Genomic DNA, 15,197 nt, shown 5'->3' with positions numbered 1-15,197 from the left:
CTACTTGCTCGCCTGGCCGTTCAGCGTCTGTCGAGACGAATAATCGGTACCTTTGGAATTCCAGAACAGCCGCAGGGCCTTGCCGACCAGATTTTCATAGGGAACAAACGCGACACTGAACCGGCTGTCGGAGGCATTGTCGCGGTTGTCGCCAAGCACGAAGTAGTGGCCTGCGGGCACCTCAAACACGCGCGTATTGTCGCCGATCGAGTTGTCGGTGAGGTTGAGAACGGAATGGGTGACACCCCCCGGCAAGGTTTCGCTTTGGAGCTTGGCTCTCGAGAACTCGTCGGACGAAAAAGTACCAATATCGTCGAGTCCCACCGCGACATCGTTGATGTGAAGCACCCCGTCGATGATCTGGATCTTCTCGCCGGGAAGGCCGACAATCCGCTGGATGTAGTCCACGCTCGGATCGGGCGGGAACTTGAAGACAACCACATCTCCCCTTTTGGGTTCCGCGCCGAATATACGTCCATCAACGGGAAGCAAGTTGAACGGCACGCTGTAGCGGCTGTAGCCGTATGCCATTTTGGAGACGAAGAGATAGTCGCCTTCCTGCAACGTCGGCACCATGCTGCTGGAGGGAATCGAAAAAGGCTGGAGCAGGAACGCGCGTATTGCGAATGCAGCCGGATACGAGGTCAGAAAGACGAGCACCAGCACCGAAAGCCCACGCGCGTACCATCTGTCCGGCTTGAACCGGTGCGCGAAGGGAACAACGATCGCTGCCCACAGGGCCATCAAACCGATCCCTGAAAAATTGGCCCACCAAGCAAGATCGACGCCAGGCAATACCGGAAAGCCAATGTAAATAAGCGCGAAAACGACGACGCTGATCACCACCAGGCTGGCGACCGCCAGTTTGCCGCTGCCGATCCAGAGGAACCCGCCAAACGGGCCGCCAAAGGCCGAAACCAGGGCCGTCGACCATCTGGATCGCGAGATAGTTTCTTGTTGCACTGCTTGTTCTGTCATCGGCCACCCCCCACGCCAAGGCAGCCAGACTGTCCACCAAACAAAAAAGCGGGGCAAGCCCGCTTTTTTCAGTTAGTCATTTGACCGGAACTCACGCCGGCAACAGCGCACCTTCAAGCGTCGTAAGCTGGTTGAGGAACTGCTCGGCCTTGCTGCGGGTCTGGTCGTCCTTGGCGTCGGCGGCGTCTTCCCTGGCCTCCTGGATGCGGCGGGCAAGGTCGGCGCGGTCGATGTCGCCGACGGCTACCGCCGATTCCGCCAGAAGCGTGCAGCCGGCCGGAACGATGTCGGCAAAGCCGCCGAACACCACATAGCGCTCTTCCTTGCCTTGCGCGGTCTTCAGCGTAACGACGCCCGGCTTGATTGTGGTCATGACCGGCGCGTGATGCGCCATGACAGTCATCTCGCCTTCGGCGCCCGGAATGACGACGGATTCGACCTGCTCGGAAACCAAGAGGCGCTCCGGCGAGACCAGTTCGAATTTGAAAGCTTCAGGCATGATCAGTTTAGCGACTGGTGAATGGTGAATGGTGAACGGTCAGAAAGAATGACCTTCACTCAGCCCCGATTTCCTATCCGCTACTCCCCATTCACAATTCACTATTGACCATTCACCATCAGGCCGCTTCGGCGGCCAGGCGCTGTGCCTTCTCGACCGCTTCCTCGATGCCGCCGACCATGTAGAAGGCGGCCTCCGGCAGATGGTCGTAATCGCCGTTGCAAAGGCCCTTGAAGCCCTTGATGGTGTCGGCGAGGTCGACCAGCTTGCCCGGTGCGCCGGTGAACACTTCGGCGACGAAGAAGGGTTGCGACAGGAAGCGCTCGATCTTGCGGGCGCGGGCCACGGTCTGCTTATCCTCTTCCGACAGCTCGTCCATGCCCAGGATGGCGATGATGTCCTGCAGCGACTTGTAACGCTGAAGGATCGACTGCACCTGGCGGGCGACCTGGTAATGCTCTTCGCCGACAACCATCGGGTCGAGCATGCGCGAGGTCGAATCGAGCGGATCGACGGCCGGATAGATGCCCTTTTCCGAAATCGCGCGGTTGAGCACGGTCGTCGCGTCGAGGTGGGCGAACGAGGTCGCCGGTGCCGGGTCGGTCAGGTCGTCGGCCGGCACATAGATCGCCTGCACCGAGGTGATCGAACCCTTGGTCGTCGTGGTGATACGCTCCTGCAGCGCGCCCATGTCGGTAGCCAGCGTCGGCTGGTAGCCCACGGCCGAAGGAATGCGGCCGAGCAGCGCCGACACTTCCGAGCCCGCCTGCGTGAAGCGGAAGATGTTGTCTACGAAGAACAGCACGTCCTGGCCCTGGTCGCGGAAATATTCGGCAACCGTCAGCCCGGTCAGGCCGACGCGGGCACGCGCGCCCGGCGGCTCGTTCATCTGGCCATAGACGAGCGCTGCCTTGGAGCCTTCGCCGCCGCCCTTCTTGTTGACGCCGGACTCGATGAACTCATGATAGAGATCGTTGCCTTCGCGGGTGCGCTCGCCGACGCCGGCGAACACCGAGAAGCCGCCATGCGCCTTGGCGACGTTGTTGATCAGTTCCTGGATCAGCACCGTTTTGCCGACGCCGGCGCCGCCGAACAGGCCGATCTTGCCGCCGCGGGCATAGGGGGCCAGCAGGTCGAGCACCTTGATGCCGGTGACCAGGATCTGCGCTTCCGTCGACTGCTCGACATAAGTCGGCGCCGGCTGGTGGATCGAGCGCATCTCGATGCCGTCGACCGGGCCTGCCTCGTCGACCGGCTCGCCAATGACGTTGATGATGCGGCCGAGCATGCCCGGGCCGACCGGCACGGTAATCGGTGCACCGGTGTCATAGACGTCCTGGCCGCGAACCAGACCTTCGGTCGAGTCCATGGCGATGCAGCGCACCGTGTTCTCGCCGAGATGCTGGGCCACTTCGAGCACGAGGCGATTGCCGACATTGATCGTCTCAAGCGCGTTCAGGATCGCCGGCAGATGTTCGCCGAACTGCACGTCGACAACGGCGCCGATGACCTGGCGAACCTTGCCTGCCAGGCCGGTTTTCTTGATGGTGGCGGCCGGCGTATTCACAGCGGCGGCCTTGGTTGCTGCCGCCTTCTTGGCCGGAGCGGCCTTTGCTGCTGCCGGAGCCTTCGCTGGTGCCGCGGCCTTAGGGGCTGCCGTCTTCGGGGTCGCTGCTTTCGCCATCGTCTTTACCCTTTTCGTCTCTTTGTTTCTCGCACGCTTGAGGTCGATGACCTCCTTGTGGGCGTGCCTAGAGCGCCTCGGCGCCCGAAATGATTTCGATCAATTCCTTGGTGATCTGCGCCTGCCGCTGGCGGTTGTAGGTGATCGACAATTTGTTGATCATGTCGCCGGCGTTGCGCGTCGCATTGTCCATGGCGCTCATCTTGGCGCCCATCTCGCCGGCAGCATTCTCGAGCAGCGCGCGAAAAACCTGCACGGAAATGTTGCGCGGGATGAGATCGGAGAGGATTTCGCCCGGCTCCGGCTCGTATTCGTAGACGGCGCGGCCGCCGTCCTTCACTTCCGCGCCAGCCGCAGGCGCGCCCGCCGGGACAATTTGCTGCGCCGTCGGGATCTGGCTGATCACCGACTTGAACTGCGAATAGAACAGCGTGCAGATGTCGAAGCCGCCTTCGTTGAACAGGTGGATCACCTTCTTGGCGATGGCATCGGCATTGACGAAGCCCAGCGTCTTGACCTCGCGCAGGTCGACACGCTCGATGATCAGCGCCCCGTAGTCGCGGCGCAATATGTCGAACCCCTTCTTGCCGACGCAGATGATCTTGACCTGCTTGTCGTCGGCCAGAAGCTTGCGGATGTGGTCGCGGGCAAAGCGGGCGATCTGCGAATTGAACCCGCCGCACAGACCGCGTTCGGCGGTGCAGACGACAAGCAGATGCACGTCGTCCTTGCCGGTGCCGGTCATCAGCGCCGGGGCATCGCCGCCGCCGCCGATCGCCTGGGTGATATTGGCCAGCACCGCGCCCATGCGCTCCGAATAGGGACGCGCCGCTTCCGCCGCTTCCTGCGCGCGACGCAGCTTCGCCGCGGCGACCATCTGCATCGCCTTGGTGATCTTCTGCGTCGCCTTGACCGAGGCGATACGGTTACGAAGGTCTTTTAACGAAGGCATGCTTCAAACCTGATCCCGTCCGTCCTGCTCAAGCAAAGGTCTTGGCGAAGGCGTCGATTTCTGCCTTCAGCCTGGCGCGCAGATCGTCGGACAGCGCCTTCTCCTTGCGGATGCCGTCGAGCACGTCCTTGCCGGCCGAGCGCATATGCGACAACAGACCATGCTCGAACTTGCCGACCTGGTTGACCGCCAGCTTGTCGAGATAGCCGTTGACGCCGGCGAAGATCACCGCGACCTGCTCCTCGACTTTGAGCGGCGAGAATTGCGGCTGCTTCAACAGCTCGGTCAGACGCGAGCCGCGGTTGAGCAGGCGTTGCGTGGCGGCATCGAGATCGGAGCCGAACTGTGCGAAAGCAGCCATTTCGCGGTACTGCGCAAGCTCGCCCTTGATCGACCCGGCAACCTGCTTCATCGCCTTGATCTGCGCCGAGGAGCCGACGCGCGACACCGAAAGGCCGACATTGACCGCCGGGCGCACGCCCTGGAAGAACAGATTGGTTTCCAGGAAGATCTGGCCGTCGGTGATCGAGATGACGTTGGTCGGGATATAGGCCGAAACGTCGTTGGCCTGCGTTTCGATGATCGGCAGCGCCGTCAGCGACCCACCGCCGTTTTCGTCGTTGAGCTTGGCGGCGCGCTCGAGCAGGCGCGAGTGCAGGTAGAAGACGTCGCCCGGATAGGCTTCGCGGCCCGGAGGACGGCGCAGCAGCAGCGACATCTGGCGATAGGCGACGGCCTGCTTCGACAGGTCGTCGTAGCTGATCAGCGCGTGCATGCCGTTGTCGCGGAAATATTCGCCCATGGTGCAGGCGGTGAACGGCGCCAGGAACTGCATTGGCGCCGGATCGGAAGCGGTCGCGGCGATGATGATCGAATAGTCGAGCGCGCCGCGCTCTTCCAGGACCTTAACGAACTGCGCCACCGTCGAGCGCTTCTGGCCGACGGCGACATAGACGCAGTACAGCTTTTCCTTCTCAGGGCCGTTGTCGTGCACCGATTTCTGGTTGAGCATGGTGTCGAGGATGATCGCGGTCTTGCCGGTCTGGCGGTCGCCGATGACCAGCTCGCGCTGGCCGCGGCCGACCGGGATCAGCGCGTCGATGGCCTTGAGGCCGGTCGACATCGGCTCGTTCACCGATTTGCGCGGGATGATGCCGGGCGCTTTGACGTCGACGCGCTTGCGTTCGGTGGCCTGGATCGGGCCTTTGCCGTCAATCGGGTTGCCGAGCGCGTCGACGACGCGGCCGAGCAGGCCCATGCCGACGGGCGCATCGACGATGGCGCCGGTGCGCTTGACGGTGTCGCCTTCCTTGATGTCGCGGTCGGCGCCGAAGATGACAACGCCGACATTGTCGGCTTCGAGGTTGAGCGCCATGCCGCGGATGCCGCCGGGGAACTCGACCATCTCGCCGGCCTGGACATTGTCGAGGCCGTAGACGCGGGCGATACCGTCACCGACGGACAGCACCTGGCCGACTTCGGAGACCTCGGCCTCCTTGCCGAAATTCTTGATCTGGTCTTTCAGAATTGCGGAAATTTCCGCGGCGCGGATGTCCATCAGCCGACCTCTTTCAGTGCAAGCTTGAGCGAATTGAGTTTGGTTTTGAGCGACGTGTCGATCTGGCGCGAGCCGATCTTGACCACCAGTCCGCCGAGCAGCGACGGATCGACGGCGACCGTGATCGCCACGTCCTTGCCGGCGACGCTTTTCAGCGCCGCTTTCAGCTCGGTTTCCTGGGCAGGCGTCAGCGCATGCGCTGAGGTGACCTCGGCGGCGGTCTCACCGCGGTGTTCGGCGGCAATCTGGCGGAATGCCTTGATCATGCCGGGCACTGCAAACAGCCGGCGGTTCTGGGCAACGACGCGCAGGAAATTGCCGGTGAGGCCGGCGATCCCCGCTTTGTCGGCGATCGCGGCGATCGCCTTGGCCTGGTCCTCGCTGGAGAAGACCGGGCTCCTGATCAGCCGCGAGAGGTCGGCGCTGCCTTCGAGCATCGCTTCGAAGCTGTTGAGGTCGGCCTCGACGCTGGCGACCGAATTGGTCTGCAGCGCGAGTTCGAACAGCGAACCCGCATAGCGTTCTGCGACACCTGAGATTGGCGATGACGATTGGGCCACGGACCGTCTTTTCTCTTGTCTGACAGGCCGCAGATTGTTGGCGCGAGCAAAAACTCTGGCTAAATCTTTGACCTTACTGCATTTTTCCAAGCACGGAGGCGCGGCTTCCGCTATCCCCGGTCGAAAGTCGATTGCCGTCTAGCACAGGCATTTTCAGACCGCAATGCGTCGTCCGGCATGGTTTTCAGGCACTATTGTCGCATCCGCCGGGCGAGTTCAGCAACCAACCCCGGATTGATCCCTGATTCAGGGCAAAAAGCCGAAGGCGAAGGCAAGCGGCAGCGCCGCCAGCACCAGCTCGACGACGATGGAAGCCCAGTTGAACGGCGTGTTGGCGCCGTCCGACATCATCGACAGCAGCCGGCCGAAGGCGGTGAATAGCCAGGAGAAGCCAAGCGCCATGTAGAGCAGCGGCTGCGCCAAGAGGATGCAGCACAGGCTGACGCCGAGATAGAAGCCCGACATCCGGCCGCGCCCCTCGGCGATCGCCGCTGCCTTCTCCGGTCTGACCTGCAGCCGCAGGATCCGGAAGGCCAACCCTGGCGCCAGGAACAGCAGCAGGCCGAACAGCAAGGTCACCACGGCGCTCGACCATGCCAGCCACTCGCCCTGGCTCATCGGCCACGGAAACGCAAATTCCATGTTGTCCCCTCGTAAATGGATATTCAAAATTTCGGGCATTCTAACGAAGCAAGAGACATACGCCAGATGGGCATCGGCAATTTACGGAAGCCTGTCCTCTGAGCCCCTTCACAAAAAGCTCTGCGGGTCGATGTCGACCTGGACTCGCACCGAGCCCCTTATCTTCGGCCCCTCGGCCAGCATGGTGCGAATGAACCCTTGCATGTCGGCGCGCCGTTCGCCCTGGATCAGCAGGCGAAAGCGATGGCGGCCGCCGATCAATGACAGCGGTGCCTCGGCCGGGCCGAGCACGAACAGGTCGGTGGCTTGCGGCGCGGCGCGACGCAGGCCACGGGCGTGCCCTTCGGCTTCGGCCCGTGTCGCCGCGCTGACGATGACGCCGGCGAGCCTGCCGAAGGGCGGCAGCCCCGCCCGCTCACGCTCGGCGATCTCGCGCTCGTAGAAGGCCTCGGCATCGCCTGAGACGATCGCGCGCATCACCGGGTGGTCGGGTTGGAAGGTCTGCAGCAGGCCGAGGCTTTTCTTGCCGGTGCGACCGGCGCGGCCGGTCACCTGGCTGAGCAGTTGGAAGGTGCGCTCGGCGGCGCGCGGGTCGCCATTGGCAAGGCCGAGATCGGCATCGACCACACCGACCAGCGTCATGTTGGGGAAATTATGGCCCTTGGCGACGAGTTGCGTGCCGATGACGATGTCGGCCTCGCCATTGGCGATGGCTTCAAGCTCGAGCCGCAGCCGGCGCACGCCGCCCATCAGGTCGGACGACAGTACGATGGTGCGGGCATCGGGGAAATGCGCGACGACCTCCTCGGCGATGCGCTCGACGCCCGGCCCGCAGGCGACCAGATGGTCGAGCGTGCCGCATTCCGGGCAGGCCTCGGGCCGGCGCTCATTGTGCCCGCAATGATGGCAGACGAGCTGGCCGCGAAAGCGGTGCTCGACCAGCCAGGCCGAGCAGACCGGACAGCCGAAGCGGTGGCCGCAGACCCGGCAGAGCGTCAGCGGCGCATAACCGCGCCGGTTGAGGAACAGCAGCGACTGTTCCTTTCTTTCCAGCGTCTGCCGTATATGGCCGAGCAGTACAGGCGACAGGAAGCCGCCGCGTGCAGGCGGCGCGCGGCGCATGTCGATCGTCTTGAGATCGGGAAGTGCCGCCTCGGCAAAGCGCGCCGAAAGCACCGCCCTGCTGTAGCGGCCCTGGCTGGCATTGACCCGGCTTTCGACCGACGGTGTCGCCGAGGCGAGCACGACCGGAAAGCCGCCGATATGGCTGCGCACCACGGCCATGTCGCGCGCGTTGTAAAAGACGCGATCCTCCTGCTTGTAGGCGGGATCGTGCTCTTCGTCGACGACGATCAGTCCAAGCTCCCTGAATGGCAGGAACAGCGCCGAGCGCGCGCCTGCGACGACCCGCACGCCGCCTTCCGCTACCTGCCGCCAGACCTTTTCGCGCATCCTTGGCGGCAGGTCCGAGTGCCACTCCGCCGGCTTGGCGCCGAACCGCTCCTGGAAGCGTTCGAGGAAGGCGTGGGTCAGCGCGATTTCCGGCAGCAGGATCAGCACCTGCTTGCCGCGATCGAGCGCGGCCGCGACCGCCTCGAAATAGACCTCCGTCTTGCCGGATCCGGTTACACCGTCGAGCAGGGTGACGCCGAATGTACCGGTCGCGACATTGGCGCGCAGCGTCTCGGCGGCATCGCTCTGGTCGGGCATCAGTGAAGGCACGGCGTAGCCGGGATCGGGTGCTGCGACCACCGGCCGCGGCGGGATCATCACCGTCTGGAATACGCCCTGCACCCGCAGCCCGTCCACCACCGTCGACGACACGCCTGCCGCATGCGCCAGGCCGGATCGCGTCCAGGCAAGTCCGCCTTCGGCCGTCTCCAGCACGCGCGTCCTCGCCTCCGTCATCCGGTCGGGCTTGGCGAACGTGCGCTGCAGCCCTTCGATCCACGGCTCCGGGTCGAACGCCTCCGGCGCCCTGAGCAGCATGCGCGCCACCATGCCGGGCGGCGACAGCGTGTACTGCGCCACCCAATCGACAAAACGCCGCATCGCGCGGTCGATCGGCGGGCAGTCGAAAACCTGCTCGATCGGCCGCAATTTCTTCGCGTCGACCTTTTCGACGGCGCCGTCCCAGACGATGCCGGCGACCTGGCGGGGCCCAAGCGGAACGCGCACGATCGAGCCCGGCACCACGCGCATGCCAGCCGGCACGGCATAGGTGTAGGGGCGCTCGGCGGGCATCGGCACCAGCACCGGTGCGGCCGCGACAAAGGGCGAATCTTCGATCATGAGGCGTGACCTTGCCCCGACTTTGGTCTAGATCAAAGTCCGACCCCAAATGTGCATGACGTGCACATGAAAAATCTTCAGGAGACCGCCATGAAATTTTTTGTCGACACCGCCGATGTCAAGGAAATCCGCGAGCTGAACGATTTGGGGCTGCTCGACGGCGTAACCACCAATCCGTCGCTGATCCTGAAATCCGGCGGCAAGATCGCCGACGTCACAAGAGAGATCTGCGAGATCGTCAAGGGCCCAGTCTCGGCCGAAGTCGTCGCCACCGAATACAAGGACATGATGGCGGAGGCCAAGATCCTGGCCAGGATCGCCGACAATGTCTGCATCAAGGTGCCGCTGACGCTCGACGGCCTGAGAGCCTGCAAGGACATCCGGTCGGACGGCCGCATGGTCAACGTCACGCTGTGCTTCTCGGCCACCCAGGCGCTGCTCGCCGCCAAGGCCGGCGCCTCCTTCATCTCGCCCTTCGTCGGCCGCATCGACGATAGCGGCTGGGACGGCATGGAGCTGATTGCCGATATCCGCACCATCTACGACAATTATAACTTCCAGACTGAAATCCTGACCGCTTCGGTGCGTACCGTGAACCATGTCAAGCAGGCGGCGCTGATCGGTGCCGATGTCATCACCGCGCCGCCGGCGACGCTCAAGGCGCTGGTCAAGCACCCGCTGACCGACAAGGGCCTGGAACTGTTCCTCGCCGACTGGGCAAAGACCGGGCAGAAGATCGGCTGAAGCGACTATCCTACGAACAAAAAAAGCCGAGCAATCGGCCTTTTTTGCAGATTGCGCACTCTGGAAAGACCTAGCTTGCCGCCGGCTTGCCGTGCTTGATCAGATCCTGGGCAATCGACAGCCGCAGCACATCTGCCAGCTCGCGCGCCGCACGGTTCTCGGCGTCGATCTGGGCCCGGTATGACGCGAATTCCTGGCGCGGCCTGTCGTATGACGACGGAATCGAGCGCTTGCCCCTCGCTATGACCGTGCCCGTCTTGGCATCGCTGAGCACATAGTTGGCAGTCAGCGTCACAGTGCCGGCGGTCGGCTCGTCTTCGTCGGTCGTGACCTGCTCGATTGCCGCCGATTCGACGAGTTCGGAGACGCCGAGATCAAGCGAATAGACCGGCGAAGCCGGCTCGCCGGCGCCCTGGCCGAGCGCGAAGATCAAATTGTTGCGGACCTGCTGGGCGTAGCGGGTCTTGACCGGCTTGACCGAGATCGATGCCAGTTCGGCAGCAGCGCCGACCTGCGAGCCGGCGATCAGCGGCGCGCTCGAATAGAGCGGCCGCACCGTGCAGGCGGAAACCAGCGCCACCGAGGCGAGCAGCCCGCAAAGCACAACGCGGCGCAGCGTCAACTCTGTCTTTCGCGGATCAGGCAACGACATTGACGATCCTCTGCGGCACTATGATCACCTTGCGCGGCGCCTTACCTTCGAGCGCTTTCTGCACGAAGTCGAGAGCCAGAACCGCCTTTTCGACCGCACCTTGATCCGCGTCACGGGCAATTGTCAAATCGCCGCGTTTCTTGCCGTTGACCTGGACCGGCAGCACGATCTCGGCGTCGACGACAAGCGAGCGATCGTAATCCGGCCAGGGCCGTTCGGCGACAAGGTCGGTGCCGCCGAGCGTCTGCCAGCACTCCTCGGCCAGATGCGGCATGACCGGCGCGATCAGGTGCACCAGGATCTCGACGGCCTCACGGCAGGCCGCTTGCAGCGCCGGACCGGCCCTGCCCTCTGCCGCCTCGTTGAGCGGTACGGTCAAGGCATTGGCGAGCTCGTAGATGCGGGCGATGGCGCGGTTGAAGGCGAGCTTTTCGATATCCTCGCCGACCGACTTCAAGATCTTGTGCGCGGCCTTGGACACTGTCCCGGCCTCGCCGTCCTTCGCCGCCTCTGGCCGGACTCCGGCGAGCGATTCGGCAGCCGTCGACACCAGGCGCCAGATGCGCTGGATGAAGCGATGCGCGCCGGCCGCACCCTCGTCGGTCCATTCGACATCGCGCTCGGGCGGCGAGTCCGACAGCATGAACCAGCGCGCCGTATCGGCGCCGTAGCCGTCGGTGATCTCTTCCGGACTCACCGTATTCTTCTTCGACTTCGACATTTTTTCGAGCGGACCGATCACCGCCTCTTCGCCGGTGGCGATTTCGAAGGCGCGGCGCTTGCCGTCGGCGTCTTCCAGCCTGACCTCGCTAGGCGCAAGCCAGCGGCCGTTCGAGGCGCCGCCAACCCGATAGGTCTCGTGCACCACCATGCCTTGCGTGAACAGGCCCCTGAACGGCTCGGCGAGATCGACATGGCCGGTCTCGCGCATGGCGCGGGTGAAAAAGCGCGAATAGAGCAAATGCAGGATCGCATGCTCAATGCCGCCAATATACTGGTCGACCGGCAGCCATTCAGTCGCGGCCTTGGGATCGGTCGGATCGTTTGCCCACGGCGCGGTGAAGCGAGCGAAATACCAAGAAGAATCGACAAATGTGTCCATCGTGTCGGTTTCGCGCCGCGCATCCTTGCCGCAACGCGGGCATTTGACGTGCCGCCATGTCGGATGGCGATCGAGCGGATTGCCCGGCCGGTCGAACTCGATGTCGTCCGGCAGCTTGACCGGCAGGTCGGCCTTCGGCACCGGCACCACGCCGCAATCCTCGCAATGGATCATCGGGATCGGGCAGCCCCAATAGCGCTGGCGCGAAATGCCCCAGTCGCGCAGGCGGAAATTCACCTTGCGCTCGGCCATCGGCCGGTTGCCGATGGTCCTTTGTTCCAGCAGCTTCGCCACCTCGTCGAATGCCTGATCCGGCTTCATGCCGTCGAGGAAGCGCGAATTGATCATCGCGCCATCATCGACATAAGCCTCGTCGATGACCTGGAAGCTTCCTTGATTCTCGCCTTCCGGCATCACCACCGGAATGACCGGAAGGCCGTATCTGTTGGCGAAGTCGAGGTCGCGCTGGTCATGTGCCGGGCAGCCGAAGATGGCGCCGGTGCCATAGTCCATCAGCACGAAATTGGCGACGTAGACGGGCAGCGTCCACCTCTCGTCGAACGGATGGACAACGCGAATGCCGGTATCGAAACCCTTCTTCTCGGCCGTCTCCAATGCCGCCGCCGAAGTGCCCATATGGCGGACTTCGTCGATGAACTTTGCCAGCGCCGGATTGTCCTCGGCGGCCTTTTTGGCCAGCGGATGGTCGGCCGCAATCGCCATGAAGGACGCGCCGAAGATGGTGTCGGGCCTGGTCGTATAGACTTCGAGCTCATGCTCCCCGGCGACTGGCTTGGCCAGCGGCCAGCGGATCAGCAGCCCTTCCGAACGGCCGATCCAGTTCGCCTGCATCAGCTTCACTTTTTCCGGCCAGTCGTCGAGTTGGTCGAGCGAATCCAGCAGATCCTGCGCGTAATCGGTGATCTTGAAGAACCACTGCGTCAGCTCGCGCTGTTCCACCAGCGCGCCTGAGCGCCAGCCGCGTCCGTCGATGACCTGCTCGTTGGCAAGCACCGTCATGTCCTCCGGATCCCAGTTGACCTTGGAGGATTTGCGCGTCACCAGCCCCTTCTCGACGAAATCGAGGAACAGCATCTGCTGGCGGTGATAGTAGTCGACGTCGCAGGTGGCGAACTCGCGGGCCCAATCGAGCGACAGGCCCATGACCTTGAGCTGCTCGCGCATGGCGGCGATGTTCTGATAGGTCCAGTCCTTGGGATGGACCTTGTTCTGCATCGCCGCGTTTTCGGCTGGCATGCCAAAGGCGTCCCAGCCCATCGGGTGCAGCACGTTGAAACCCTTGGCCCGCTTGTAGCGCGCCACCACGTCGCCCATCGTATAGTTGCGGGTATGGCCGATATGGATGCGCCCCGACGGATACGGGAACATCTCCAGCACGTAGTATTTCGGGCGCGGGTCGTCATTGTCGGCTTCGAACAGCTTCTTGGCGTCCCAGGCGTTCTGCCATTTGGGCTCTGACGCGCGCGGATTGTATCGTTCGGTTGCCATCGGGTGTTTTTCACTTAAAAGCATGCGCGAGCCGCCGGACAATGCCCGGGCGGCTCAGGAAATGTCGTCGCGGTGTTCACCATGGATTGCCGGACCCGTCAACTGCGGCGATCCGGCGAAAAGCCAAACACAGGCAGGATATAGGCATGGCGAGCGCCGTCGAACAGCTTTTCACGGTCAAGGCAAGGATCGCTGCCGCCGAGCGCGAGGCAGGCCGTGAGGCCGGAGCGGTGACGCTGGTCGCAGTCTCGAAAACCTTCGACGCCGCCGATATCCGCCCGATTATCGAGGCCGGCCAGCGCGTCTTCGGCGAAAACCGCGTCCAGGAAGCACAAGCGAAATGGCCGGTGCTGAAGGAGGCATTTTCCGACATCGAGCTGCATCTGATCGGTCCGCTGCAATCGAACAAGGCCAAGGAAGCGGTGGCATTGTTCGATGTCATCGAAACCGTCGACCGTGAAAAGATCGCCGCAGAGCTGGCCAAGGAGATCGCCAGGCAAGGCCGGTCACCAAGGCTCTATGTCCAGGTCAACACCGGCTCCGAGCCGCAAAAGGCCGGCATCGAGCCGCGCGAGGCTGTCGCCTTCGTGGCCCGCTGCCGCTCGGTTCACGCCCTCGCCATCGAAGGGCTGATGTGCATTCCGCCGGCCGACGAGAACCCCGGTCCGCATTTCGCGCTGCTGGAAAAGCTTGGGCTTGAGGCCGGCGTCGACAAGCTCTCCATGGGCATGTCCGGCGACTACGAAACCGCGATCGCCTTCGGCGCGACCAGTGTCAGGGTTGGATCGGCAATTTTCGGCGCCAGATGAGGCGCAGCCGACCTTAGGCCACAGGCTGACATTGACTGCGCCAGCGTATAGAAACGGAACGTTTCGTTCCTATATGGGTCGAGTTATTCTCAACCCGTCTGGAGCCACCCATGCGTTACAATCAACTTGGAAATACGGGGATGTTCGTCTCCGAACTTTGCCTCGGCACGATGACGTTCGGCGCGGCCGGCGAGAATGCCCAATGGGGCCTGATCGCCAGCCTCGACCAGAAGGGCGTCGACGAGATCGTTGCCCGCTCGCTCGCCGCCGGCGTCAATTTCTTCGACACGGCGGATGTCTATTCCTTCGGCGCCTCGGAACGGCTTCTCGGCCAGTCGCTCAGGAATCTTGGCGTCAACCGACAGGACGTGATCATCGCCACCAAGGTCCATGGCGCCATGGGCGGGGGCCCGAACCAGCGTGGTTCCTCGCGCGGCCACATCATGGATTCGGTCGAAGGCAGCCTCGAGCGGCTGCAGCTCGATCACATCGATCTCTACCAGCTGCACGGCACCGACACGGTGACGCCGATCGACGAGACACTGCGGGCGCTCGACGACCTCGTTGCCGCCGGCACGGTCCGCTATGTCGGCGTCTCGAACTGGCAGGCCTGGCGCGTTGCCAAGGCGCTGGGTATTGCCGAGCGCAAGGGATTTGCCCGCTTCGAGACCGTGCAGTCGTACTACTCGATCGCCGGCCGCGATCTCGAGCGCGAAATCGTGCCGCTGCTCAACGAGGAGAAGCTCGGGCTGATGGTCTGGTCGCCGATGGCTGGCGGCCTGCTCTCCGGCAAATACGGACCGGGCGCCCCCGGCAATGGCGAGGGCCGCCGCGCCAGCTTCAATTTCCCGCCGGTCAATGAGGACCGTGCCTGGGCAGCAGTCGCCGTCATGCGCGAGATCGCCGTCAAGCACGGCGTCAGCGTCGCCACGGTGGCGCTCGGCTATGTCCTGGCCAAGCCATTCGTGATGAGCGTCATCATCGGCGCCAGCCGCATGGAGCAGCTGGAACAGAACCTTGCAGCCACCGAGTTGAAGCTCGATGCCGATGATCTCGTTCGCCTCGACGAAGTCAGTGCCCTGCCCGCCGAATACCCCGGCTGGATGCTGGAACGTCAGGCTGCCGGCCGGCGTCCGGCGCCCGTTGTGCCGAAAACGTAACTCAATCTCACCTTCGATTCGATGCTTCGGGAGCCGGCAGGCTCCCGATCTTTTTT

The 15,197-nt window shown here is 63.4% G+C and carries 13 protein-coding genes; 3 read left to right on the top strand and 10 right to left on the bottom strand.

From position 1 onward, the window contains the following. From lepB to NKJ73_RS11980, 8 genes are all read right to left on the bottom strand, one after another. Complete coding sequence (gene lepB / locus NKJ73_RS12015) at positions 1-978, bottom strand: signal peptidase I (RefSeq protein ID WP_502894512.1); 978 nt, start codon at positions 976-978, stop codon at positions 1-3. Positions 979-1,069: 91 nt separating this feature from the next. Further along, positions 1,070-1,477, bottom strand: a complete 408-nt coding sequence (locus tag NKJ73_RS12010; RefSeq protein WP_023678096.1) for a F0F1 ATP synthase subunit epsilon — start codon at positions 1,475-1,477, stop codon at positions 1,070-1,072. A 118-nt stretch (positions 1,478-1,595) separates the two neighbouring features. Next, a complete protein-coding gene (atpD, locus tag NKJ73_RS12005) occupies positions 1,596-3,161 on the bottom strand; it encodes a F0F1 ATP synthase subunit beta (protein ID WP_023678097.1) in 1,566 nt (521 codons plus the stop codon). Positions 3,162-3,228: 67 nt separating this feature from the next. After that, positions 3,229-4,113: a F0F1 ATP synthase subunit gamma gene (locus NKJ73_RS12000; RefSeq protein WP_352569525.1), complete on the bottom strand. Its 885-nt coding sequence runs from the start codon at positions 4,111-4,113 to the stop codon at positions 3,229-3,231. A gap of 28 nt (positions 4,114-4,141) precedes the next feature. Further along, positions 4,142-5,671 (bottom strand): F0F1 ATP synthase subunit alpha, encoded by a 1,530-nt coding sequence (gene atpA / locus NKJ73_RS11995; RefSeq protein ID WP_352450899.1) that lies wholly within the window; start codon positions 5,669-5,671, stop codon positions 4,142-4,144. After that, a complete protein-coding gene (locus NKJ73_RS11990) occupies positions 5,671-6,231 on the bottom strand; it encodes a F0F1 ATP synthase subunit delta (RefSeq protein WP_352569523.1) in 561 nt (186 codons plus the stop codon). The genes atpA and NKJ73_RS11990 overlap by 1 nt, the downstream gene beginning before the upstream one ends. A 246-nt stretch (positions 6,232-6,477) precedes the next feature. Continuing rightward, a complete protein-coding gene (locus NKJ73_RS11985) occupies positions 6,478-6,873 on the bottom strand; it encodes an AGROH133_08824 family phage infection protein (RefSeq protein WP_352569521.1) in 396 nt (131 codons plus the stop codon). A gap of 108 nt (positions 6,874-6,981) precedes the next feature. Next, a complete protein-coding gene (locus NKJ73_RS11980) occupies positions 6,982-9,165 on the bottom strand; it encodes a primosomal protein N' (RefSeq protein WP_352569519.1) in 2,184 nt (727 codons plus the stop codon). 90 nt (positions 9,166-9,255) lie between these two features. Between NKJ73_RS11980 and fsa the strand changes: the two genes are divergently transcribed. Then, entirely contained in the window at positions 9,256-9,909 is a 654-nt protein-coding gene (gene fsa, locus NKJ73_RS11975; RefSeq protein ID WP_352569517.1) for a fructose-6-phosphate aldolase, read from the top strand. Between the two features lie 70 nt (positions 9,910-9,979). Here fsa and NKJ73_RS11970 read toward each other — a convergent pair whose 3' ends face one another. Both NKJ73_RS11970 and leuS read right to left on the bottom strand, forming a co-directional pair. Continuing rightward, a complete protein-coding gene (locus NKJ73_RS11970) occupies positions 9,980-10,561 on the bottom strand; it encodes an LPS assembly lipoprotein LptE (RefSeq protein WP_023678104.1) in 582 nt (193 codons plus the stop codon). After that, on the bottom strand, positions 10,548-13,172 hold the full coding sequence (gene leuS / locus NKJ73_RS11965; protein ID WP_023678105.1) for a leucine--tRNA ligase: 2,625 nt from the start codon (positions 13,170-13,172) through the stop codon (positions 10,548-10,550). Before leuS ends, NKJ73_RS11970 begins: the two co-directional genes overlap by 14 nt. A gap of 146 nt (positions 13,173-13,318) precedes the next feature. Between leuS and NKJ73_RS11960 the strand changes: the two genes are divergently transcribed. Further along, positions 13,319-13,981 carry a YggS family pyridoxal phosphate-dependent enzyme gene (locus tag NKJ73_RS11960; RefSeq protein WP_023678106.1) on the top strand — a complete coding sequence of 221 codons (663 nt, stop codon included), beginning with the start codon at positions 13,319-13,321 and terminating at the stop codon, positions 13,979-13,981. A 110-nt stretch (positions 13,982-14,091) separates the two neighbouring features. Further along, positions 14,092-15,141: an aldo/keto reductase gene (locus tag NKJ73_RS11955; protein WP_023678107.1), complete on the top strand. Its 1,050-nt coding sequence runs from the start codon at positions 14,092-14,094 to the stop codon at positions 15,139-15,141. The last annotated feature ends 56 nt before the right edge of the window (positions 15,142-15,197 follow it).

The sequence above is a fragment of the Mesorhizobium sp. M0074 genome, assembly GCF_040322975.1.
Classification (GTDB): Bacteria; Pseudomonadota; Alphaproteobacteria; order Rhizobiales; family Rhizobiaceae; genus Mesorhizobium.
The sequence above is the reverse complement of the archived record's forward strand: the minus strand, read 5'-3'. Positions and strand labels throughout refer to the sequence as shown.

Excerpts from the sequence above, each read along its gene's own strand:
- NKJ73_RS12010 (WP_023678096.1), bottom strand. The coding sequence starts at position 1,477 with ATGCCTGAAGCTTTCAAATTCGAACTGGTCTCGCCGGAGCGCCTCTTG.
- lepB (WP_502894512.1), bottom strand. The coding sequence starts at position 978 with ATGACAGAACAAGCAGTGCAACAAGAAACTATCTCGCGATCCAGATGG.
- NKJ73_RS11980 (WP_352569519.1), bottom strand. The coding sequence starts at position 9,165 with ATGATCGAAGATTCGCCCTTTGTCGCGGCCGCACCGGTGCTGGTGCCG.
- NKJ73_RS11960 (WP_023678106.1), top strand. The coding sequence starts at position 13,319 with ATGGCGAGCGCCGTCGAACAGCTTTTCACGGTCAAGGCAAGGATCGCT.
- fsa (WP_352569517.1), top strand. The coding sequence starts at position 9,256 with ATGAAATTTTTTGTCGACACCGCCGATGTCAAGGAAATCCGCGAGCTG.
- NKJ73_RS11955 (WP_023678107.1), top strand. The coding sequence starts at position 14,092 with ATGCGTTACAATCAACTTGGAAATACGGGGATGTTCGTCTCCGAACTT.
- NKJ73_RS11970 (WP_023678104.1), bottom strand. The coding sequence starts at position 10,561 with ATGTCGTTGCCTGATCCGCGAAAGACAGAGTTGACGCTGCGCCGCGTT.
- atpD (WP_023678097.1), bottom strand. The coding sequence starts at position 3,161 with ATGGCGAAAGCAGCGACCCCGAAGACGGCAGCCCCTAAGGCCGCGGCA.
- NKJ73_RS12000 (WP_352569525.1), bottom strand. The coding sequence starts at position 4,113 with ATGCCTTCGTTAAAAGACCTTCGTAACCGTATCGCCTCGGTCAAGGCG.
- NKJ73_RS11985 (WP_352569521.1), bottom strand. The coding sequence starts at position 6,873 with ATGGAATTTGCGTTTCCGTGGCCGATGAGCCAGGGCGAGTGGCTGGCA.
- leuS (WP_023678105.1), bottom strand. The coding sequence starts at position 13,172 with ATGGCAACCGAACGATACAATCCGCGCGCGTCAGAGCCCAAATGGCAG.
- atpA (WP_352450899.1), bottom strand. The coding sequence starts at position 5,671 with ATGGACATCCGCGCCGCGGAAATTTCCGCAATTCTGAAAGACCAGATC.